Origin of the sequence: Noviherbaspirillum sp. ST9, from assembly GCF_048799745.1 — a bacterium.
Classification (GTDB): Bacteria; Pseudomonadota; Gammaproteobacteria; order Burkholderiales; family Burkholderiaceae_D; genus Noviherbaspirillum.
Map to the genome: position 1 here is coordinate 50,551 of NZ_JBLWFR010000009.1, position 18,079 is coordinate 68,629.

Below are 18,079 nucleotides of genomic sequence, written 5' to 3' on the forward strand. Positions count from 1 at the left end.
CGATCGCGAATACCGCATTCATGGGATGGTTATTCATCAATAGCGATGGGAAACTTTTTCCCACTGTTGCATTCCGGTATGCGTTGCACCCGTCTGGTAGTCATTCCAAAGTCATAAGAACCAGGAGACAAAACGATGCGAACGAACCTGCCTGTGAGCAGTACCGAGTATGAAATGCAGGATGGCCGACCGATCGTCTCGAAGACCGATCTGAAAGGCAAGATCACGTACGTCAATCCCTACTTCATCGAAGTCAGCGGCTACGCCGAGTCGGAGCTGCTCGGCGCACCCCACAACATCGTGCGTCACCCGGACATGCCCGAAGCGGCGTTCCGCGATCTCTGGAAAAGCCTCAAGGACGGCGAGATCTGGAGTGCGCCGGTCAAGAACCGGCGCAAGAATGGCGACTTCTATTGGGTGCTGGCCAATGTCACCCCGATCACCGAAAACGGCCAGGTTGTCGGCTACATGTCTGTCCGGACGAAGCCCTCGCGCGAGCAGATAAAACTGGCCGAGGCCGCCTATGCCGAGATGCGCGAAGACAAGCATTCCCGTCTTGAAGTCGCGCGCGGCCGCCTCCAGCGGCGGGGCTTGCCGGCATTGTTGTCCCGGCTGACGGCCATGCCCTTGCAGCTTCGCTGCGCGTTCACGTCCTGCCTGCAAATCCTGCTGATGGCGGCGCTGGCCGTGGCGACCCTCCTGCCGGGAACGTCGGCCCACATGCCGGGCTGGACGCCTTTCGCCATCGGATTCTCCGCGCTGCTCAGCCTGCAACTCTGGATCTATCTGCAGCGCAGCGTCGTTACGCCCATCACGCAGGCGACGAAACTGGCGCAATCCCTGGCCGGAGGCGACCTGACGTCGAAGGCGTCGTTCGACGCGCAGGGCGACATGGGGCGGCTGCTGCAAGCCTTGCAGCAACTGAACGTCAATCTCATCGCGACCATAGGCGACATTCGCGCCAACGTGGAAATCATGGATACGGCCACCGGGGAAATCGCGGCGGGCAACATGGACCTCTCTTCGCGCACCGAGATGCAGGCATCGAGCCTGGAAGAAACGGCGTCCAGCATGGAAGAACTGGCGGCGACCGTCACGCAGAATGCCACGAGCGCGAAGGAAGCCAGCACGCTGGCGGGTTCGGCGTCGTCGATTGCGACCGAGGCAGGAAAGGCGGTCGCCCAGGTCGGCGACACGATGGAAGCGATTTCCCGGTCGGCGAAAATGGTCGCGGAAATCACCGGCCTGATCGACGGCATTGCGTTCCAGACCAACATACTGGCGCTCAATGCCGCCGTGGAAGCCGCGCGCGCAGGTGAATCGGGACGCGGCTTCGCCGTGGTGGCTGCGGAAGTCCGGCACCTTGCGCAACGCTCCGCTGAAGCCGCCAAGGACATCAAGAACCTGATCCATGATTCCGTGGAAAAGGTGGATGCCGGCAACCACATGGTGGTCAACGCCAAGCGCACCGTGGACCAGGTCGTGGACGCCGTGGCGCGCGTGAACGCCATCGTCGGCGAAATCGCCATGGCCGGGCAGGAACAATCCGCCGGCATCCAGCAGGTCAACGAGGCGGTGTCCCAGATGGACCATGTGACCCAGCAGAATTCCGCCCTGGTGGAGGAAGCGGCCGCGGCGACGGCCAGCCTGAATGAACAGGCGACCCGCTTGAGCCATGCGGTGGCTGTCTTCAATACGTCCGTGAGGCGGCAGCAGCGCGTGTTGCCGACGGCGATCCCTCGGCGGGCGGAGATCGCAGACCATGCCGGCTACCGGCAAGAAGCCATGCGCAGGTCCGCTTGATCGTGGTGCACGCGCAATGACTTCGGTTATTGCGCGTCAACTATCGATACCTTCTATTTGACACGGTATAAATATCGTGTCATTCGACCGTAAGCGCTTGATCTATCTCTACCACTTCTCGCCACGAGCCGATTAAATACCCAGAAAGACGCTCGCTGGCGACGCATGGCCGGCCGGGTCTCCAGGCATTCCGGAAAGTCGTCATTCCCCGCGCGTGGACCGCGTACCAGCTCCGCGCAGCAGTCCGGCGTCATTCGGAAAGCCCGAGCGGTGTGCTCGGCTGGGGCGCGTTGCACACCCTTTCAGCTCTAAGAAAAATAACCGAAGGAGCACCGAATGACGATCAGACGCGACGACCTCGTTGCAGCGGCGGCTGCAGGTCTCCTGCAATACCGGCAGGTTGATCCATTGCTGGTCTATCTGCTGCAGCGCGATATCACGGCCAAGCGACAGGCGATGCTGGACCAGGCGCATCCGCGTCAGTACAAGGGACTCCATACGGTGCTGTCTTTCCTTCTGGCAGTGCTGGCGGTGGTCACGGCCGCGATGTTCGGCGTGCTGTTTTCCAGCCGCACCGCCCATGCCATGGGAAATAGCGCCTGGGCAGTCCTGCTCTTCCTGTACCTTGCCGGGGGAATGGCGCTCGTGGCGTGGTTCCGCAAGCGCGGCTACGGCGCGCGCATTCGCTTGCTGCTCGCGGTGGTGATGGCGTCCGTGCCGCTGGCCGTGGTCGCACTACAACAGGTTTCCGCATGAGCATGTAAGGATTCGGCATTCCCGGCAGACAAAGCACCATTCTTGCCGAGGAAGCCATGCCATGAGCCGCTTGCTGCCGCTGTCCGCCGTTTCTCTTTCCCTCCTTCTCGCGCCGTGGGGCGCGTTCGCCGAAGCCTGCAGCAAGCAGAGCCCGGCGCACACCGTCGCGCTGCTGGAGCTCTACACCTCGGAAGGCTGCAGCAGCTGCCCGCCGGCCGACCGCTTCATCAGCGGGCTGCGTGCGGCGGGGCTGGACGGCAACCAGGTCGTCCCGCTGGCCCTGCATGTGGATTACTGGGATTACATCGGCTGGAAAGATCCTTTCGCCAACCGCCTCTTTACCGAACGGCAATACTGGCTCTCGGCACAGGCAAAGAGCCGTACCGTCTACACCCCCGAAATCTTTGTCGCCGGACAGGAGTTGCGAAACTGGCGTGCTGCGACGGCGGCGGCGGTCCGTCGCATCAACGAGCGTCCGGCAGAGGCGCAGATTAACGTCTCGGCGGCGCGGCCTTCGGGCGGCAGCCTGCCGGTGGAGGTCAAGGCGAAAGCCGCGCGCGACGCCGCCCTGTACGTGGTGCTCTACGAGAACGGGTTATCGAGCGATGTGAAGGCCGGCGAAAACCGCGACGTGCAACTCAGGCACGACTACGTGGTGCGCGACTGGATCGGTCCTGTTGCGCTGGACGGACAGGGCGGCAAGGCGGCGTTGCCGCGGCCGCTTGCGGTTCCCGCTGGCGCCGTGGCGCGCAATCTCGGCGTGGCTGCCTTTGTCCAGACGCCGCGCGGGGAAGTGCTGCAGGCACTTGCGCTTCCGCTATGTCACGGGTGATTGCTGTTGTTCCCCCGGCACAAAGCGGCGGGGGCGTATCGTGAGTCGGGTAGAATATTTCTTCGCTGAAATCCGAAGCAAGCCCGACCTTCACGGTGCAAAAAAGACATGCGACTCCCGATTACCTTACTGGCCTGCGCCGCGATGCTGTCACAGGCTTCACTGGCGAAAGAACCTGAAAAGCTGCCTGGCAGCCGCGTGCTCGTCACCAAGGCCGAGCCGCAACCTTCCAAGGAGCCGGGCCGACCGCTGACGGACGCGGAGGTGCAGGCCATGGTGAAGGCACGCCTTGACGCGATGCGCAAGGCGAGGGCGGCGCGTGCGGCTGCCGACGCCAAGGCCGCGGAGATCGCGCCCAAGGTGAAGCGCTCCGACCAGTGGAGCTATGAAGGCGAAACCGGTCCGGCCAAGTGGGGCAAGATCAATCCGGCCTGGGCGAAATGCGATTCCGGCAACCGCCAGTCGCCGATCGATATTCGCGATGGCATCCGCGTCGACCTGGAACCCATCGCGTTTGAATACGGCGCCTCCGGTTTCAATGTCCTCAACAACGGCCACACGGTGCAGGTCAATCTTGCGCCGGGCAACCGCTTCACGCTGACCGGCCGCACCTACGAGCTGCAGCAATTCCATTTCCACCGCCCGTCCGAGGAAAAGGTCGACGGCCGGAATTTCGACATGGTCGCCCATCTCGTGCACAAGGACGAGGAGGGGCGACTGGCCGTGATTGCCGTGCTGATCGAGGAGGGCACGCAGCACCCTGGCGTCCAGGCCGTGTGGAACAACCTGCCGCTCGAAAAATTCCAGCCGCTGGCGCCCGTCGTCCAGTTCGATCCCGCCGCGATGCTGCCGGAAAAGCGTGAGTACTACACCTTCATGGGTTCGCTGACGACGCCGCCGTGTGACGAGGGCGTGCTGTGGATCGTGATGAAGGAACCGATCAAGGCATCGAAGCAGCAGCTCGATATTTTTGCCCGGCTGTATCCGATGAATGCGCGCCCGGTGCAGGCGCTGTCGGGGCGATTGATCAAGGAATCGAATTGATCGGGGAGAGTGGAGTAGCGATGTAGTGCAAACGATTTGTGTTTGCGGGCACCTGCATTCAATCTCTGAAATTTCCTTTCCCCGTCATTCCCGCGAAGGCGGGAATGACGGGGGAAAAGTAACCGACAGCGCACACCCTTCCACCATCCCTTCACATCACCGCTGCGCCGGACTCAACCCCGCGCGCTTGTCCCGCCCCGCCACCACGAGCGAAACCACGTTCGCGCTGCGCGCCGGCAGCGGCTGCGATACAGGCGCTGCGACAGGAACGGGCGCCGCAACCATCGCGTCCTCATTCCCCAACCGGAACACGCTGACCGTATGCGCCAGGTTCTGCGCCAGTTCGCGCAGCGCTTCCGCAGCAGCCGCTTCCTGCTCCACCAGCGACGCGTTCTGCTGCGTCACGTTGTCCATCTGAATAATGGCCTCGTTCACCTGCTCAATGCCGGAGGACTGTTCCCTGCTCGCCGCGGCGATCTCCGCGACGATATCCGAGACACGCCTGATGCTGGTGACGACTTCGTTCATCGTGTCACCCGTTTGATCAACCAGCTTCGTCCCGATCTCGACCTTCTCGACGGAATTGTTGATCAGTTCCTTGATCTCCTTCGCAGCGGCGGCTGACCTTTGCGCGAGACTGCGCACCTCGGAGGCAACCACCGCAAAGCCGCGTCCCTGTTCGCCCGCGCGCGCCGCTTCCACCGCCGCATTAAGCGCAAGGATGTTGGTCTGGAAGGCGATGCCGTCGATCACGCTGATGATGTCGACGATCTTGCGCGAGGAATCGTTGATCGAGTTCATCGTATCCACGACGTGCTGCACCATCTCACCGCCCTTGCTCGCCACGGCCGATGCCGACAGGGCAAGCTGGTTGGCCTGGCGGGCGTTGTCGGCGTTCTGCCTGACGGTGCTGGTCAGCTCTTCCATGGTCGACGCGGTCTCTTCAAGCGAGCTGGCTTCGTGCTCGGTTCGGGAAGACAGGTCGAGGTTGCCGCTGGCGATCTCGCTGGTCGCGGTGGCGATGGTTTCCGTGCCGTTGCGGACGTCGCTCACGATCTTCGACAGGCCGGTGTTCATGTCCTTGAGCGCCTGCAGCAGCTTGCCGGTTTCGTTGCGGTACCGGACTTCGATGTGCGTGCTCAGGTCGCCGGCCGCGACGCGCTCGGCAATGTCGATGGCTTCATGCAGCGGGTTGCTGATCGAGCGGATGATCTTCAAGCCGAGCAACCATCCGATGAAGACAAGTGCCAGGATCGCGCCGATAAGTGCGTAGCTGGTCCGGGCAAGTTTCGACTCGCGCGTGGTAAGTATTTCTTCCAGCTGCTTCAGGGCGGCTTCCTGGAATTGCACCTGCTCGCTGATTGCCGCCGTCACATTGTTGAAGTAGTCGGGAGCGTTGTAGGTGAGCTGTTCGGGCCGCACGATTTCTTCGCGGGCGAGGCGCAGCAAGTCGTCTCCCTTCGACATGGCGGCTTGCAGCGCGCCGGCGAGACGCGCATTGACGGCGGGATTGTACGCGGCCGCCTTGTCCACCGCGCTGCGGACTTCCGTGATGCGGCCGTTGGCCTTTTCGATCAGCGCCACGATGGAGGCGCGATCTTCAAGTGAGGCGGTCTTTGCGGTGAGGATGCCGGAGCCCCTTGCGCGCAGACGGCCGAGTGTCTCGATCAGGTCCGGCGATTGCGTCAGGGCGGCCTCGATGAGGTAGTAGCTGTCCGCCTCCGGATCGAGGCTGAGTCCGAAATGATCGATCATCAGCTCGCTCACCTTGAGCATCTGTTCCACCAGCGCAGTGTGCGCGGCAAAACTTTCAGGCGCCTTGAGCTGCCGGTCGGCGACCTTCGCGGGGAGGACGGCCCAGCGGTCCTTCGCCTCTTTCCATTTGGCCTCGATCACGTGATTGGCGACCTGGGAAACGGCGGCATTGGCGGCGGAGATGGCCTTGTCGACCTCGGACTGCTTGGCCGCGCGCTGCGCCTGCGCCGCATCGTTGCCGGAGAGGACCATGGCCGACATGCCGCGGTGCTGTTGCACGAGCAGCACCACGCCCATCACCGATCGCACCGGTCCAAGGCCGCGCACTTCCGCCTCCGAGGCGAGGATGGCCTTGCGTGCTTCGCTGATGTACATGCCGAGCGGAAGGGAAACGAGGGTGGCTGCGATTGCGCCGAGCAGGGCGAATTTTTGCCAGAGGGCGAGTCGGTTGAGTAGCGAGGACATACACACTCCTATATAGGCGACAGGAGGTGCGGCGACGCGCCATGATGCAGTGCGTCGCGGCACTGCCTGTTCTTGTTATAGGCGTGCTGTTGTAGGTGGGCAATACCTTAAATGTGGGATGTTGTGAAGTGCTTGATCCAGATTAGATTTCCGGCGCCTCGGAAGCGAGGGCGGACTTACATCTGCTTGAACAGGTGCGCAAAAACCCGGCTTACGGCAAGGCTCTCGGCCCGTCCGCGCAGCTTGAGCGACAGCTTGCCGCTTTCGTCGCGGACTGCGGCATGGATGCAATTGACGTTGACCACGGTACCGCGGTGCACCTGCCAGAAGGCATTCGGATCGAGCTGGGGCATCAGCTCCTTGAGGCTGGTGCGGATCAGGGATTCGCTATCGGCGGTGACGACGTTGACGTACTTGTCGGTGGCCTCGAAATACACGACGTCGGACACCGGGATCATGCGGACCTGGTTGCCGACGGCGGCGCGGATGACGCTCAAGCGCTCGCTCACCGCCGGAACGTGCGGCACGAGGGAACGGAGCTGGCCGACGATGCGTTCCAGCTCGGCGTTGCGCTCGGTGTGCTGCGCAAGCCGGCCCTTCAGGCGTTCGACGGTCTTGGCCAGGCGCGCTTCAGTCACGGGTTTGAGCACATAGTCGGCAGCGGCCTGTTCAAAGGCCTGCAGTGCGTACTCGTCATAGGCGGTGACGAAGACCACGAGCGGGAAGGGCACATCCTCCGGCCAGTCCTCGGCCAGCTCCTGCGCGGCCTCGAGCCCGGTCTTGCCGGGCATCTTGATGTCGAGGAACAGCACGTCGGGCCGCTGCGCCAATGCCTCGGTTACGGCGGCGATGCCGTTCTCCACCACGCCGCCGACCTGCAGGTCGGGCCAGAGGCGCTGCAGCGTCTGCAGCAGGGTATGCGCAAGGATCGGTTCGTCTTCGGCAATGAGGGCGCGGATCATGTTCATAGCGAAATCGTGAGTTGGGCGATGACGCCTTCCGGCGTATTCGGGTTCAGGGAAAATTCTGCGCGTGTGCCGTACAGTGCGCGCAGGCGTTCGCGGACATTGTCGACACCGATGCCGGTGCCGTCGCTTTCGGGCGCACCATCGAGGCCGAGGCCGGTGTCGCACACGGTCAGCTTCAGCCGGCCGTCCTCGCGCTCGGCGCGTACGGTGATCAGGCCGCCTTCGACCTTCGGTTCGAGGCCGTGCTTGATCGCGTTCTCCACCAGCGGTTGCAGCAGCATCGGCGGGATCGCCAGCGGCCGCAGCGCCTCCGGTAGTTCCAGCTTGTACGACAGGCGCGCGCCCATGCGCACTTTCATCAGCCCGAGATAGGCGTCGAGCAGCGTGAACTCCTGTGCCAGCGTGGTTTTCTCCGCACGCGACGCGGACAGCGTGGCGCGCAAGTACTGGATCAGCTGGTCGAGCATGTGCTGCGCCCGGAGCGGATCGATGGCGATGAGTCCTTGCAGGTTGGCGAGCGTGTTGAACAGCATGTGCGGCTCGATCTGCGCCTGCAGCATCTGGAGCTGTGCCTGCAATGCCTGCTTTTCGATGGAGGCGGCGCGCGCCTTTTCGGCCTCGGCTTCGGCGCGCAGGTATTCGATGTGTTCACGGCTCCAGAAGAACCAGATGATGAACATCGAGCACACACCGCCGCCGATCAGCATGGCCGTCGTATTCCCTGAACGCATGGCCGAGAGCGCCTCGCGCGGAATACCGAGCGTCAAGGCCGCCAGCGCCTTGCCCATGAACTGGGCGGCCGGCAGCGATACGATGATCAGCGCGATGAACTTCCATTTCGGCGGCTTGAGCTCGCCCCACATGATCAGGCGGCCGCCGTCGATGAAGGAGGTCGCCAGTGTGCCGATGCAGATCGAAAAAATGAGGTTGACGAAGAAGCTGCCGTGGCCGCGCACGACATACGTGATGAGCACGGCGATGATCAGGTTGAAGACCTGCGTGATCGCGATATCGATCGCAAACCGGCGCAGGCGGGAGTAACGGGGTGCGTTGGCCGCGGAGGTGATCATTCTTTCTTCTGCTTGTTCAATTCGTTTTCGATCATGCGTTCCTTCCACGCGGAACCGGGCGCGCGCAGGAAGACGGCGAGGCCGTGAAATAGTAACCCGATTCCCCATCCCATTACCGGCCAGAAGGCCCACATCTTCGCCGGCACCGCCAGCAGGTTGAACAGGACCAAGCCGGTATTGACCGCGAGGTACACGGCGAGATGAATGTAAAAGCCGATCTTGCGCTCGACATGGCGGCGGGCGTCGCGGTAGGCGGGGGTGCGTTCCATGATGGTTTCCTTTCTTAAACGAGACCGACGGTGGACCAGACGAGGTGACCGAGGCGGCGTCCCGGCAGCAGGGCGAATACGCCGGCGATGGCCAGTCCGGCGTAGGCGGACATCATGCCCTTGCGATGCGCTTTCACGTTGCCGCGGATGATGGCGTAGATCGAGGCGGCCAGGGCGGCCAGGGTCCAGATCGACAGCAGGTGAATCCAGGAGAAGGAACCATTGGACCGGATGCCGAAGGACACCAGCGCGGTCGCCGCCATCAGCACGACCCAGATGCGGCCGAACAGCTTGTGGGTAGGCGTGCCCTTGCGCAAGCTCAGCGTGATGGCGCCGAAAACGAGCGCGCCGGCCGCGGCGGCGATATGGGCGACGATGACGGGGGTGAATTCCATGACTGCCTCCTGTTTTGCCTGTTTCGATGGAGGCATTATTCGCCGGGCGGCGTCAAAGGCATATCGGATTGCGACGAACTGCGCCAAACAGGAGTAAAGCGCGGATTCCCGGCAGCGAACGGCGTCAGAATCCGACCGCTTGCCCGTCGCGGCGATGGTCGCTGGCGGCGATGTAGCCGTCTTCCGTTTTCCAGATGAACTGCCCGGCGCCGAAATCCCGGGTGCTGTCGGTCTTCGTATTGACCTCGTGGCCGCGTGCGGCAAGGTTTTCGGCTACCTCGGGCGGCGTGGTGCGCTCAAGGTCGACGTGCATGCCGGCATTGACCTTCCAGCGCGGCGCGTCGCAGGCGGCCTGCGGTTGTTGACCGTAAGACAATATGCGCAACAGGGCCTGCAGGTGTCCCTGCGGCTGCATGTGCGCACCCATCACCCCGAAACTCATCTGCGGCTGGCCTTCCTTCGTGACAAAGCCGGGGATGATGGTGTGGAAGGGGCGCTTGCCCGGCGCCACGCAATTGGGATGCTTCGGATCGAGCGAGAAACCGGTGCCCCGGCTATGCATGCTGACCCCGGTTTCCGGCACCACCACGCCGGAGCCGAAGCCGAGGAAGTTGGACTGGATGAAACTGACCATCATCCCGTTTTCATCGGCGGCGGTCAGGTAGACCGTGCCGCCGCGCGGCGGCGTGCCGTGCTTGAAGTCGCCGGCATGGCGCAGGTCGATCCGTTTTGCCCGCTCCGCCAGGTAAGCATCGTCGAGCAGGTCTTCGGCGCTGACTCTTTTCATGTGGCGGCTGTCGGCCACCCAATGGTAGGTGTCCGCGAAGGCCAGCTTCATGGCTTCGATCTGCAGGTGGATGCTGTCGGCGGAATCGACAGGGTAGCGCGTGATGTCGAGTTCGGCGACGATGCCCAGCGCCAGCAGCGCGGCAATGCCCTGGCCATTCGGGGGAATTTCATGGATCGTGTAACCGGCGAAATCCTTCTGGATCGGCGTCACCCATTCCGGCGCGAAGGCACCCAGGTCTTCCAGCGACAGCACGCCGCCGCACTGCTTTGCGTGATGGGCGATCGCCTCGGCGATTTCGCCGCGGTAAAAGGCTTCACCATGCGTTTCGGCAATACGGGTGAGGGTGTGTCCGGCCTCGGCAAAGACGAATTTTTCGCCGACGGCGGGTGCACGGTCGTCGGGCATGAAGGCACGGGCGAAGCCGGGTTGCCGCTTCAGGACAGGAACGGCGGCGGCCCATTTCTTCTGCACGATGGGTGCGACGAGATGGCCGCGCTCGGCCAATTCAATGGCCGGATCGAACAGTTCTGCGAACGGCAAATGGCCGAATTTTTCCGACAGCTCGACCCAGCCCGCCACCATGCCCGGCACCGTCACCGAATCCCATCCATGTCCGGGGATCTTCCCGCCGTGCTTGCTGTTGAAGTAATCCAGGCTCCACCCCTGCGGTGCGGGGCCCGATGCGTTCAGGCCGTGCAACTGCTGCCCATCCCACAGAATCGCAAACGCATCGCCGCCGAGGCCGTTCGACACCGGCTCGACGATGGTGAGCGCGGCGGCGGCGGCAATGGCAGCGTCCACCGCATTGCCGCCCTTGAGCAGCATGCGCAGGCCGGCCTGGGCGGCAAGAGGATGGGACGTGGAGACGACATTGCGGGCAAACAGCGGGGAGCGCGTGGAGGGGTAGGGATTGCTCCAGTTGAAGTCGGCCATGGTGGTATGCCTCAAGGAGATGACCGAATGATTCTACTGACAACCCATGCACCTGTGCGGGGCGTGTCTTGATTATTTGCAAAGGAAAATGTTGTGTCGCGTCATTTCGCTGCCGGAAGGTTGCTCGACGTTATCAATAAATGACGCATGGAAATGAACGAACGCGGTCTGCTACAGTCTCTTTACTGTTGCTTCCCGATTGCATGAGTCCACCCTTGCCCGATTCCATCCGTTCCCTGTTCCGCAGCCTGGCGCCTGCGGTTGATTTCTGTTCGCTGCGCCTCGTTGAGGAAACGAGCGAATACCTGACCGTGCGCCAGGATGTCCTGCAGCCGCTCTCGACCGGCGTCGACCGCGGCGCCATGGTCACCGTTATTCATCGCGGCGGCTGCGGCTATGCCGCCACCAGTGACTTGAGCGCCTCCGGTCTGACCAACGCAATTGCCCGCGCGCGCCGCTGGGCGGAAGCCAGTGCCGGCCGTTCGGTTGTCGATTATTCCCGCATTTCCCTGCCACGCCCCGAAGGCCGCTATGCCACGCCGACGCCGCCTTCATCGCTGCCGTCGCGCAGGGAACTGATCGATCTGCTGATGGCCGAATCGGCGGCATGCCGCATCGACTCCCGTGTGGTCGACTGGCAGGCATCGCTGTGGAGCGTGTCGACGTCGCAGCGCTACCTGACCGCGGACGGCGCCGACGTGGAACAGCAATTCCGCTACCTGGTTCCCAATCTGTCCGTCTCGACGAGCGACGGAAACGATACGCAGACGCGCAGTCTCGGCGGCCAGTACAACGGCTATTGCCGCCAGGGCGGATTCGAGATCCTCGAGCAGGCCGGATTCCACGGCGCGGGCCAGCGTGTGGCCGGGCAGGCACTGGAACTGCTCGCCGCGCCGAACTGCCCGAGCGGTGTCATGGACCTGCTGCTGATGCCGGAGCAGATGATGCTGCAGATCCACGAGTCCATCGGCCATCCGCTGGAGCTGGACCGCATCCTCGGCGACGAACGCAATTTCGCCGGCACCAGCTTCGTTACGCTCGACATGTTCGGCAGCTATCGCTACGGCTCCGAGCTGCTCAACGTCACCTACGATCCGGAGCGGCCAGAGCAGTACGCCAGCTACGGCTGGGACGATGAAGGCAGCAAGGCAGAGCGCGCCTGGCTAATCCGCGACGGCGTTCTTGAACGGCCGCTTGGCGGCACGGTGTCGCAGGCGCGCAGCGGGATGCAGGGCGTCGCCAACGCCCGCGCCTGCAACTGGAACAGGCCGCCGATCGACCGCATGGCCAACCTCAACATCGAGGCGGGCGATTCGACGCTCGACGCAATGATCGGTTCGGTCGAGCGCGGCGTGCTGATGGACACCAACCTGTCGTGGTCCATCGACGACTCGCGCAACAAGTTCCAGTTCGGCTGCGAATTCGGCCGGCTGATCGAGGATGGCGAATTGAAAGGCATCGTGAAGAATCCGAACTACCGAGGCATCTCCGCCACGTTCTGGCGCTCGCTGAAGGCGGTGGGCGACCGCTCCACCTTCAGCGTGATGGGCACGCCGTTCTGCGGCAAGGGCGAACCCTCGCAAGTGATCCGCGTCGGCCACGCCTCGCCGGCCTGCCTGTTCGGCAACGTCGATGTATTCGGAGGGGCATGATGCGTCAGTACTTTCTTGACCTCGCCGCCCGGCTCGACGCGCGCATGCGCGACGGTGACGAGTACCAGTGCTGGCTGGAGGCGGAATCGTCCGACTTCGTGCGCTTCAACCGCAGCGCAATCCGCCAGCCCGGCCATGTGCGCCAGATCTACCTCACGCTCACGCTGTTCGAGGGCCTGCGGCATGCGAGCATGACGATGGCGCTCGGAGGCAGCATCGATGCGGATCGTTTCGTCCTCGACCGCATGGTCGCCGCGTTGCGCAGCCAGGTCCAGGACCTGCCCGAAGACCCGCACTTGCTGCGCGCCACCGAGGTACATTCGACCGAGCACATCGTCCCTTCGCGCCTGCCCGAAAGCGCCGCCATCGTCGACGAGGTACTGGCTGCCGCGCGCGGCCACGACCTGGTCGGCATCCTCGCTGCCGGTCCGGTCTATCGCGGCTATGCCAACTCCTTTGGGCAGCGCAACTGGCACGAGACGGCCAGTTTCAACCTTGACTGGAGTCTCTACCATCAGCGGGACAAGGCGGTGAAGTCCAGCCATGCCGGGTTCGCGTGGGACAGCGCCGCCTTCGAGGTGAAGTTCCGTCACGCGGTGGAACAACTGGCGTTCCTGCAACGCGAACCGGTCAGCATTCCGCCCGGCGCCTATCGTGCCTATCTCACGCCGTCCGCACTGAACGAAATCCTGGGAATGCTGAACTGGGGAGGCGTGTCGGAAAAGTCGCTGCGCACGCGGCAGAGCCCGCTGTGCCGGATGCGAGACGACGGGCTGCAGTTGAACCGTGCCGTCACCTTGTCCGAGCACACCGCCGGCGGATTGGCGCCGGCATTTCAGGCCGATGGTTTCATCAAGCCGGACAGGGTAGTGCTGTTCGACGAAGGGCGGCTGACCGGCAGCCTGGTGTCGCCGCGTACGGCCAAGGAGTACGGTATTGCGACCAATGGCGCCGATGCGGGAGAGAGCATGTCGTCGCTCGAACTGGCGGCCGGCAGCTTGCCACTGGAGCGCGTGTTGGGCGAACTCGATACCGGCATTTTCATCAGCAATCTCTGGTACCTCAACTTTTCGGATCGGATGAACGGCCGGCTGACGGGAATGACGCGTTTCGCGACCTTCTGGGTGGAGGGAGGGGCGATCAAGGCCCCGCTGAATGTCATGCGCTTTGACGATTCGCTGTTCCGGCTGTTGGGGGACAAGTTGATCGGACTGACGCGGGAACGGGAGATGTTGATCGATACGGATACGTACGGGGCGCGGAGTACGGGGAGTGCGTTGTTGCCGGGGGCGCTAGTGGAGGATTTTACGTTCGTGCTGTGAGGCTAGTTTGCGGGAACGGTTCGTTGCGCCAACGCCTACTCTTCCCCGTCGTCCCCGCGAAGGCGGGGATCCATAGGCAGGTCGTCGGGATAGCCTCAGCATGGATCCCCGCCTTCGCGGGGATGACGGGGATACGAGAAGCGTGCAAGAGCGCCCGCACGCAACCTGGGGGCAGTTCAAATAATCCCTTTCTCCCGCAACTCCGCAACCCGCTCCCCACTCTCCCCGAGCAACCCGCACAACACCTCCTCCGTATGCTGCCCCAGCAACGGCGGCGGCAAGTCATACTGCGGCGGCGTCCCCGACATGCGCATCGGACTGCCCACCAGCTTCACGGTACCACCCGTCGGATGCGGCAAATCCATGCGCAGCCCGCGCGCCTGCACCTGCGGATTCTCGAACACCTCATCGAGGTTGTTGATTGGCCCGCACGGCACACCCGCTGCTTCCAGCGCATCGATCCACTGCTGTTTGGTCTTCGTCTTCACCATCTCCGCCAGCAGCGGCACCAGCGTATCGCGATGGCGCACCCGCATCGGATTGGTCGCAAAGCGCTCATCGGCTGCCAGCTCCGGCCGGCCGCCAGCTTCAACGAAACGCCTGTACTGGCCGTCGTTGCCCACGGCGACGATGATGTGCCCGTCGGAAGTGGCAAAGGTCTGGTAAGGAACGATGTTCGGATGCGCGTTTCCCCAGCGCTTCGGCGGATTGCCGCTGGCAAGGAAGTTCGTATTCATGTTGGCCAGCATCGATACCTGCACGTCGAGCAGCGCCATATCGATGTACTGGCCTTCGCCGGTGCGATCGCGATGGGCGAGGGCGGCCATGACCGCAATGGTCGAGTACATGCCGGTCATCAGATCGGAAATCGCCACACCCGCCTTCTGCGGTCCGCCTCCGGGAAGATCGTCTCGCTCCCCGGTGATCGACATGAATCCGCCCATGCCCTGGATGATGAAATCGTAGCCGGCGCGCTGTGCATAGGGACCGGTCTGACCGAAACCCGTGATCGAGCAGTAGATGAGATCGGGCTTTTCCTTCTTCAGCGAGTCGTAATCGAGGCCATACTTCTTCAACTGGCCGACCTTGTAGTTTTCCAGCACCACATCGGATTGCCGCGCCAGCCGCCTAACGATTTCTTGGCCCTCGGGCGTGGCGATGTCGAGCGTGACGGAGCGTTTGCCGCGGTTCGCGGCGAGGTAGTAGGCCGCCTCGCTGGTGTCGCGTCCTTCGGCGTCCTTCAGGTAGGGCGGGCCCCAGTGGCGGGTGTCGTCGCCGGCGCCGGGCCGTTCGATCTTGATGACGTCCGCGCCGAGGTCGGCGAAGTTCTGTGCGCACCACGGGCCGGCGAGGACGCGGGTGAGGTCGAGTACGCGAATATGTCCCAGCGCTTTCTTCAGTGTCGAATCACCCATGTTTCGAATTGTTCCGCAGTCAGTGGTTGTGTGAAGAAGTATCCCTGTGCAATGTCGCAGCCGTGCTCGCGCAGGAATTCCATCTGCTGCGGTGTTTCCACGCCCTCCGCAACCACCATTAAACCCAGCGGCTTGGCCATCGAGATGATGGCTTCCGTGATGGCGCGGTCGTCTTGTTCCCCGGGCAGGCCGTCTACAAAGCTGTTGTCGATTTTAACCTTGCGCACGGGATAGCGCCGGAGGTAGGCCATGCTCGAGTAGCCGGTGCCAAAGTCGTCGATGCTCAAGCCGATGCGCAGGTCGGCAATATGGTCCAGCATCGACGATGCCATCGTGTGGTGCTGCATGACCGTGCTTTCCTTCACTTCCCATTCGAGGAAATGGGAGGGAACGCCGGTGCGCTCCAGCGCATCCTCAAGCTCGGGCACCAGCGACCGGTCCATCAGCTGGCTGGCAGACAGGTTGATGGCCAGTGTGAAATCGTGGAGTCCCTGCATGATCCACTCGTTCAATTGCTCGCAGGCTTCATTCATCACCCAGGCGCTGATGTCGCGGATCAGTCCGGACTCCTCGGCCACCGGCAGGAAGACGGCGGGCAGCAGGAGGCCCTTTTGCGGATGCCGCCAGCGCAGCAGCGCCTCGACGCAGCGCACCTTGCCGGTACGCAGGTCAATCTGCGGCTGATAGTAGTGCACCAGTTCATGCTCGTCGATCGCGCGGCGCAGGTCCGCTTCGAGAACGGAGCGTTGCGACGCGGAGCCCTTGAGCTGCGGCGCAAACATCTGGTATTGGTCCCGTCCTGCGGATTTCGCGTGATACATCGCGATATCCGCTTTCTTCATGAGCGTATCGATGTCCGCGCCGTCGAACGGGTAGAGCGCGATGCCGACGCTGGCCGACACCTGCAGCTCACGCCCCTGGAGGGAAAATGCGCCGCGCATCGTCTCGACGATCTGCTGGGCGATGTCGTCGGCGATGCGCATGTTGCTCAGGTTGCGCGCCAGCAGCATGAATTCGTCCCCGCCCAGCCGTACCAGGACGTCGTCCTTGCGCACGACGTTCTTCAGGCGCAGCGCCGCGGCCTTCAGCAACTCGTCCCCGATTGCATGGCCGAAGGTGTCGTTGACGTTTTTGAAGCCATCGAGGTCGATGAAGAAGGCGGCCAGTGTCCTCGCATCCGCCGTCACTTTCGGGAAAAAATCGGTCGCCTGGTCGAAGAGGTAGTGCCGGTTCGGCAGCCCGGTCAGGCTGTCGTGGTGTGCGAGATGCCGCAACTGCGCATCGTGCCTGACGCGCTCCGCCTGGCTGAACAGGCTGCCGAGCAGCGCCGCCGCATTGTGTCCGAACTCGGCTTCATCCTTGCGCCACCGGCGCGCCCTGCCAAGTACGGTAAAGAGGAGCAGGCCGGAAGGCAGGCTTCCGCGCGGCACGGGAATGGCCATGAAAGCCTTGATTCCGTGAGCGTGGAAGTACTCGCAAGACGTCGCCGTGCGCGGATCCTGGTCGACGTCATCGACGACGAACTGCTGCTCACCATGCACGACTTGCAGCACGAGCGGATGAAAGGACGATGCGAACAGCGGGTCGGGTTCCTCCACGGCGAGGACTTGCCTGACGTCGTCGTACATCGCCATGCAACGCGAGATGGATGGTTCGGGCGAGATTTCCCAGAACGAGCAGCGGTCCACGGCAATCGCCTTTGCGGCGGCCTTCAGGATCACTTTCAGGGCGGAATCGAGGTTGACGTTCGGCTGCTGCGCAAGGCGCAACAGGCGGTTGAGGTAATGCAGCTGCCGCTTTCTATCCGCAGCGATGTCCTGCTGCAATTGCAGCTCGCGGGTGACGTCGCGCGCGGTCACCAGGAGTGCATTCGGATCGTCGGCAAGCTCGAGACGGCAGGCCTCGCCGGCGAAGCGGCGCCACGCGCCATCATGGTGGCGCAGCCGGAACGACACCGGCATCGAGGCGCCCGTTTCACCGCCTGCTGCCTTGTCCAGGGCGGTCAGCAGCTTGTGCCTGTCTTCGCTGTGAACCAGGGCGGACAGCATGCCGCCGCTGCCGCCCGTCATTTCCTCGAATGACCGGTTGGCAAAGCGCAAGGAGGTGTCCGCGGCGCAGACCAGAACGAGGCCGGGGATGTGCCCGACGATCGCCTCGTTCAATGCGCTACCGTCAGTGCCGTCCTCGCTCCGGGATTCCGGCCGCAGGATCCAGATGGTGGAGCGGGAGTCGTGCAGGGCATCGATGCGATTGGCGACGAACTGGAAGCGCAGGATCTTGCCCGATTTGGCGCGAAGCCGTATCGACGACGGGTCGCCTTCCATGGCGGCATTGCCTTCCGCGAAGAGGGATTCCACCGGCTGGCCGACCAATTCGGCCTCGTCGTATCCGAGCCGCTCCGTGAGATGCCGGTTCACGTGCGTGATGACGCCTTCCTGCAGGCAAATCAAGCCGGTATCTGCGCCGCCGAGCAGATCGGAGAACGCATGCCATTCCACCGGAAAGAGAAAGGTGGACGTATCGAACGGGGCGGGAAACGGACTGTCTGCAGGCATATCGGGCAGGGCGGGCAGGCCGAAGCCGCGTCACCTTCTGATGAACGATTGGCAT

14 protein-coding genes are annotated in these 18,079 nt (G+C 63.2%); 6 read left to right on the forward strand and 8 right to left on the reverse strand.

Annotation, left to right across the window (positions count from 1 at the left end):
• The first annotated feature begins 135 nt into the window (after positions 1-135).
• From ACNOHI_RS20335 to ACNOHI_RS20350, 4 genes are all read left to right on the forward strand, one after another.
• Positions 136-1,803 (forward strand): methyl-accepting chemotaxis protein, encoded by a 1,668-nt coding sequence (locus ACNOHI_RS20335; RefSeq protein WP_420476529.1) that lies wholly within the window; start codon positions 136-138, stop codon positions 1,801-1,803.
• Between the two features lie 336 nt (positions 1,804-2,139).
• The gene (locus tag ACNOHI_RS20340; protein ID WP_420476530.1) at positions 2,140-2,559 is read left to right on the forward strand and encodes a hypothetical protein; all 420 of its coding nucleotides are present in this window, start codon (positions 2,140-2,142) and stop codon (positions 2,557-2,559) included.
• 61 nt (positions 2,560-2,620) lie between these two features.
• The gene (locus ACNOHI_RS20345) at positions 2,621-3,391 is read left to right on the forward strand and encodes a DUF1223 domain-containing protein (protein WP_420476531.1); all 771 of its coding nucleotides are present in this window, start codon (positions 2,621-2,623) and stop codon (positions 3,389-3,391) included.
• Between the two features lie 108 nt (positions 3,392-3,499).
• Positions 3,500-4,435, forward strand: coding sequence for a carbonic anhydrase (locus ACNOHI_RS20350; protein ID WP_420476532.1), 936 nt, complete (start codon positions 3,500-3,502; stop codon positions 4,433-4,435).
• A gap of 156 nt (positions 4,436-4,591) precedes the next feature.
• Here the strand turns inward: ACNOHI_RS20350 and ACNOHI_RS20355 are convergent, their stop codons facing one another.
• The 6 genes from ACNOHI_RS20355 to ACNOHI_RS20380 form a co-directional block, all read right to left on the reverse strand.
• Positions 4,592-6,655: a methyl-accepting chemotaxis protein gene (locus ACNOHI_RS20355; protein WP_420476533.1), complete on the reverse strand. Its 2,064-nt coding sequence runs from the start codon at positions 6,653-6,655 to the stop codon at positions 4,592-4,594.
• Positions 6,656-6,831: 176 nt separating this feature from the next.
• A complete protein-coding gene (locus ACNOHI_RS20360; protein ID WP_420476534.1) occupies positions 6,832-7,623 on the reverse strand; it encodes a LytR/AlgR family response regulator transcription factor in 792 nt (263 codons plus the stop codon).
• Positions 7,620-8,693, reverse strand: coding sequence for a sensor histidine kinase (locus ACNOHI_RS20365; RefSeq protein WP_420476535.1), 1,074 nt, complete (start codon positions 8,691-8,693; stop codon positions 7,620-7,622). Before ACNOHI_RS20365 ends, ACNOHI_RS20360 begins: the two co-directional genes overlap by 4 nt.
• Positions 8,690-8,962, reverse strand: coding sequence for a 2TM domain-containing protein (locus tag ACNOHI_RS20370; RefSeq protein WP_420476536.1), 273 nt, complete (start codon positions 8,960-8,962; stop codon positions 8,690-8,692). The genes ACNOHI_RS20365 and ACNOHI_RS20370 overlap by 4 nt, the downstream gene beginning before the upstream one ends.
• Before the next feature lie 14 nt (positions 8,963-8,976).
• A complete protein-coding gene (locus tag ACNOHI_RS20375; RefSeq protein ID WP_420476537.1) occupies positions 8,977-9,357 on the reverse strand; it encodes a DUF2306 domain-containing protein in 381 nt (126 codons plus the stop codon).
• A 124-nt stretch (positions 9,358-9,481) separates the two neighbouring features.
• On the reverse strand, positions 9,482-11,080 hold the full coding sequence (locus tag ACNOHI_RS20380; RefSeq protein WP_420476538.1) for a gamma-glutamyltransferase family protein: 1,599 nt from the start codon (positions 11,078-11,080) through the stop codon (positions 9,482-9,484).
• Positions 11,081-11,283: 203 nt separating this feature from the next.
• On the opposite strand from ACNOHI_RS20380, the gene ACNOHI_RS20385 reads away from it, so the two are divergent.
• On the forward strand, positions 11,284-12,732 hold the full coding sequence (locus tag ACNOHI_RS20385; protein ID WP_420476539.1) for a TldD/PmbA family protein: 1,449 nt from the start codon (positions 11,284-11,286) through the stop codon (positions 12,730-12,732).
• Positions 12,729-14,054: a TldD/PmbA family protein gene (locus tag ACNOHI_RS20390; protein WP_420476540.1), complete on the forward strand. Its 1,326-nt coding sequence runs from the start codon at positions 12,729-12,731 to the stop codon at positions 14,052-14,054. Before ACNOHI_RS20385 ends, ACNOHI_RS20390 begins: the two co-directional genes overlap by 4 nt.
• A gap of 176 nt (positions 14,055-14,230) precedes the next feature.
• Here the strand turns inward: ACNOHI_RS20390 and ACNOHI_RS20395 are convergent, their stop codons facing one another.
• Positions 14,231-15,469, reverse strand: a complete 1,239-nt coding sequence (locus tag ACNOHI_RS20395) for a CaiB/BaiF CoA transferase family protein (protein ID WP_420476541.1) — start codon at positions 15,467-15,469, stop codon at positions 14,231-14,233.
• Entirely contained in the window at positions 15,451-18,024 is a 2,574-nt protein-coding gene (locus tag ACNOHI_RS20400; protein WP_420476542.1) for an EAL and GGDEF domain-containing protein, read from the reverse strand. Before ACNOHI_RS20400 ends, ACNOHI_RS20395 begins: the two co-directional genes overlap by 19 nt.
• Positions 18,025-18,079 lie beyond the last annotated feature (55 nt).

What these genes read in the sequence shown, in the direction of transcription:
- ACNOHI_RS20335 (WP_420476529.1), top strand. Translation starts at nt 136, where the DNA reads ATGCGAACGAACCTGCCTGTGAGCAGTACCGAGTATGAAATGCAGGAT.
- ACNOHI_RS20340 (WP_420476530.1), top strand. Translation starts at nt 2,140, where the DNA reads ATGACGATCAGACGCGACGACCTCGTTGCAGCGGCGGCTGCAGGTCTC.
- ACNOHI_RS20345 (WP_420476531.1), top strand. Translation starts at nt 2,621, where the DNA reads ATGAGCCGCTTGCTGCCGCTGTCCGCCGTTTCTCTTTCCCTCCTTCTC.
- ACNOHI_RS20350 (WP_420476532.1), top strand. Translation starts at nt 3,500, where the DNA reads ATGCGACTCCCGATTACCTTACTGGCCTGCGCCGCGATGCTGTCACAG.
- ACNOHI_RS20355 (WP_420476533.1), bottom strand. Translation starts at nt 6,655, where the DNA reads ATGTCCTCGCTACTCAACCGACTCGCCCTCTGGCAAAAATTCGCCCTG.
- ACNOHI_RS20360 (WP_420476534.1), bottom strand. Translation starts at nt 7,623, where the DNA reads ATGAACATGATCCGCGCCCTCATTGCCGAAGACGAACCGATCCTTGCG.
- ACNOHI_RS20365 (WP_420476535.1), bottom strand. Translation starts at nt 8,693, where the DNA reads ATGATCACCTCCGCGGCCAACGCACCCCGTTACTCCCGCCTGCGCCGG.
- ACNOHI_RS20370 (WP_420476536.1), bottom strand. Translation starts at nt 8,962, where the DNA reads ATGGAACGCACCCCCGCCTACCGCGACGCCCGCCGCCATGTCGAGCGC.
- ACNOHI_RS20375 (WP_420476537.1), bottom strand. Translation starts at nt 9,357, where the DNA reads ATGGAATTCACCCCCGTCATCGTCGCCCATATCGCCGCCGCGGCCGGC.
- ACNOHI_RS20380 (WP_420476538.1), bottom strand. Translation starts at nt 11,080, where the DNA reads ATGGCCGACTTCAACTGGAGCAATCCCTACCCCTCCACGCGCTCCCCG.
- ACNOHI_RS20385 (WP_420476539.1), top strand. Translation starts at nt 11,284, where the DNA reads ATGAGTCCACCCTTGCCCGATTCCATCCGTTCCCTGTTCCGCAGCCTG.
- ACNOHI_RS20390 (WP_420476540.1), top strand. Translation starts at nt 12,729, where the DNA reads ATGATGCGTCAGTACTTTCTTGACCTCGCCGCCCGGCTCGACGCGCGC.
- ACNOHI_RS20395 (WP_420476541.1), bottom strand. Translation starts at nt 15,469, where the DNA reads ATGGGTGATTCGACACTGAAGAAAGCGCTGGGACATATTCGCGTACTC.
- ACNOHI_RS20400 (WP_420476542.1), bottom strand. Translation starts at nt 18,024, where the DNA reads ATGCCTGCAGACAGTCCGTTTCCCGCCCCGTTCGATACGTCCACCTTT.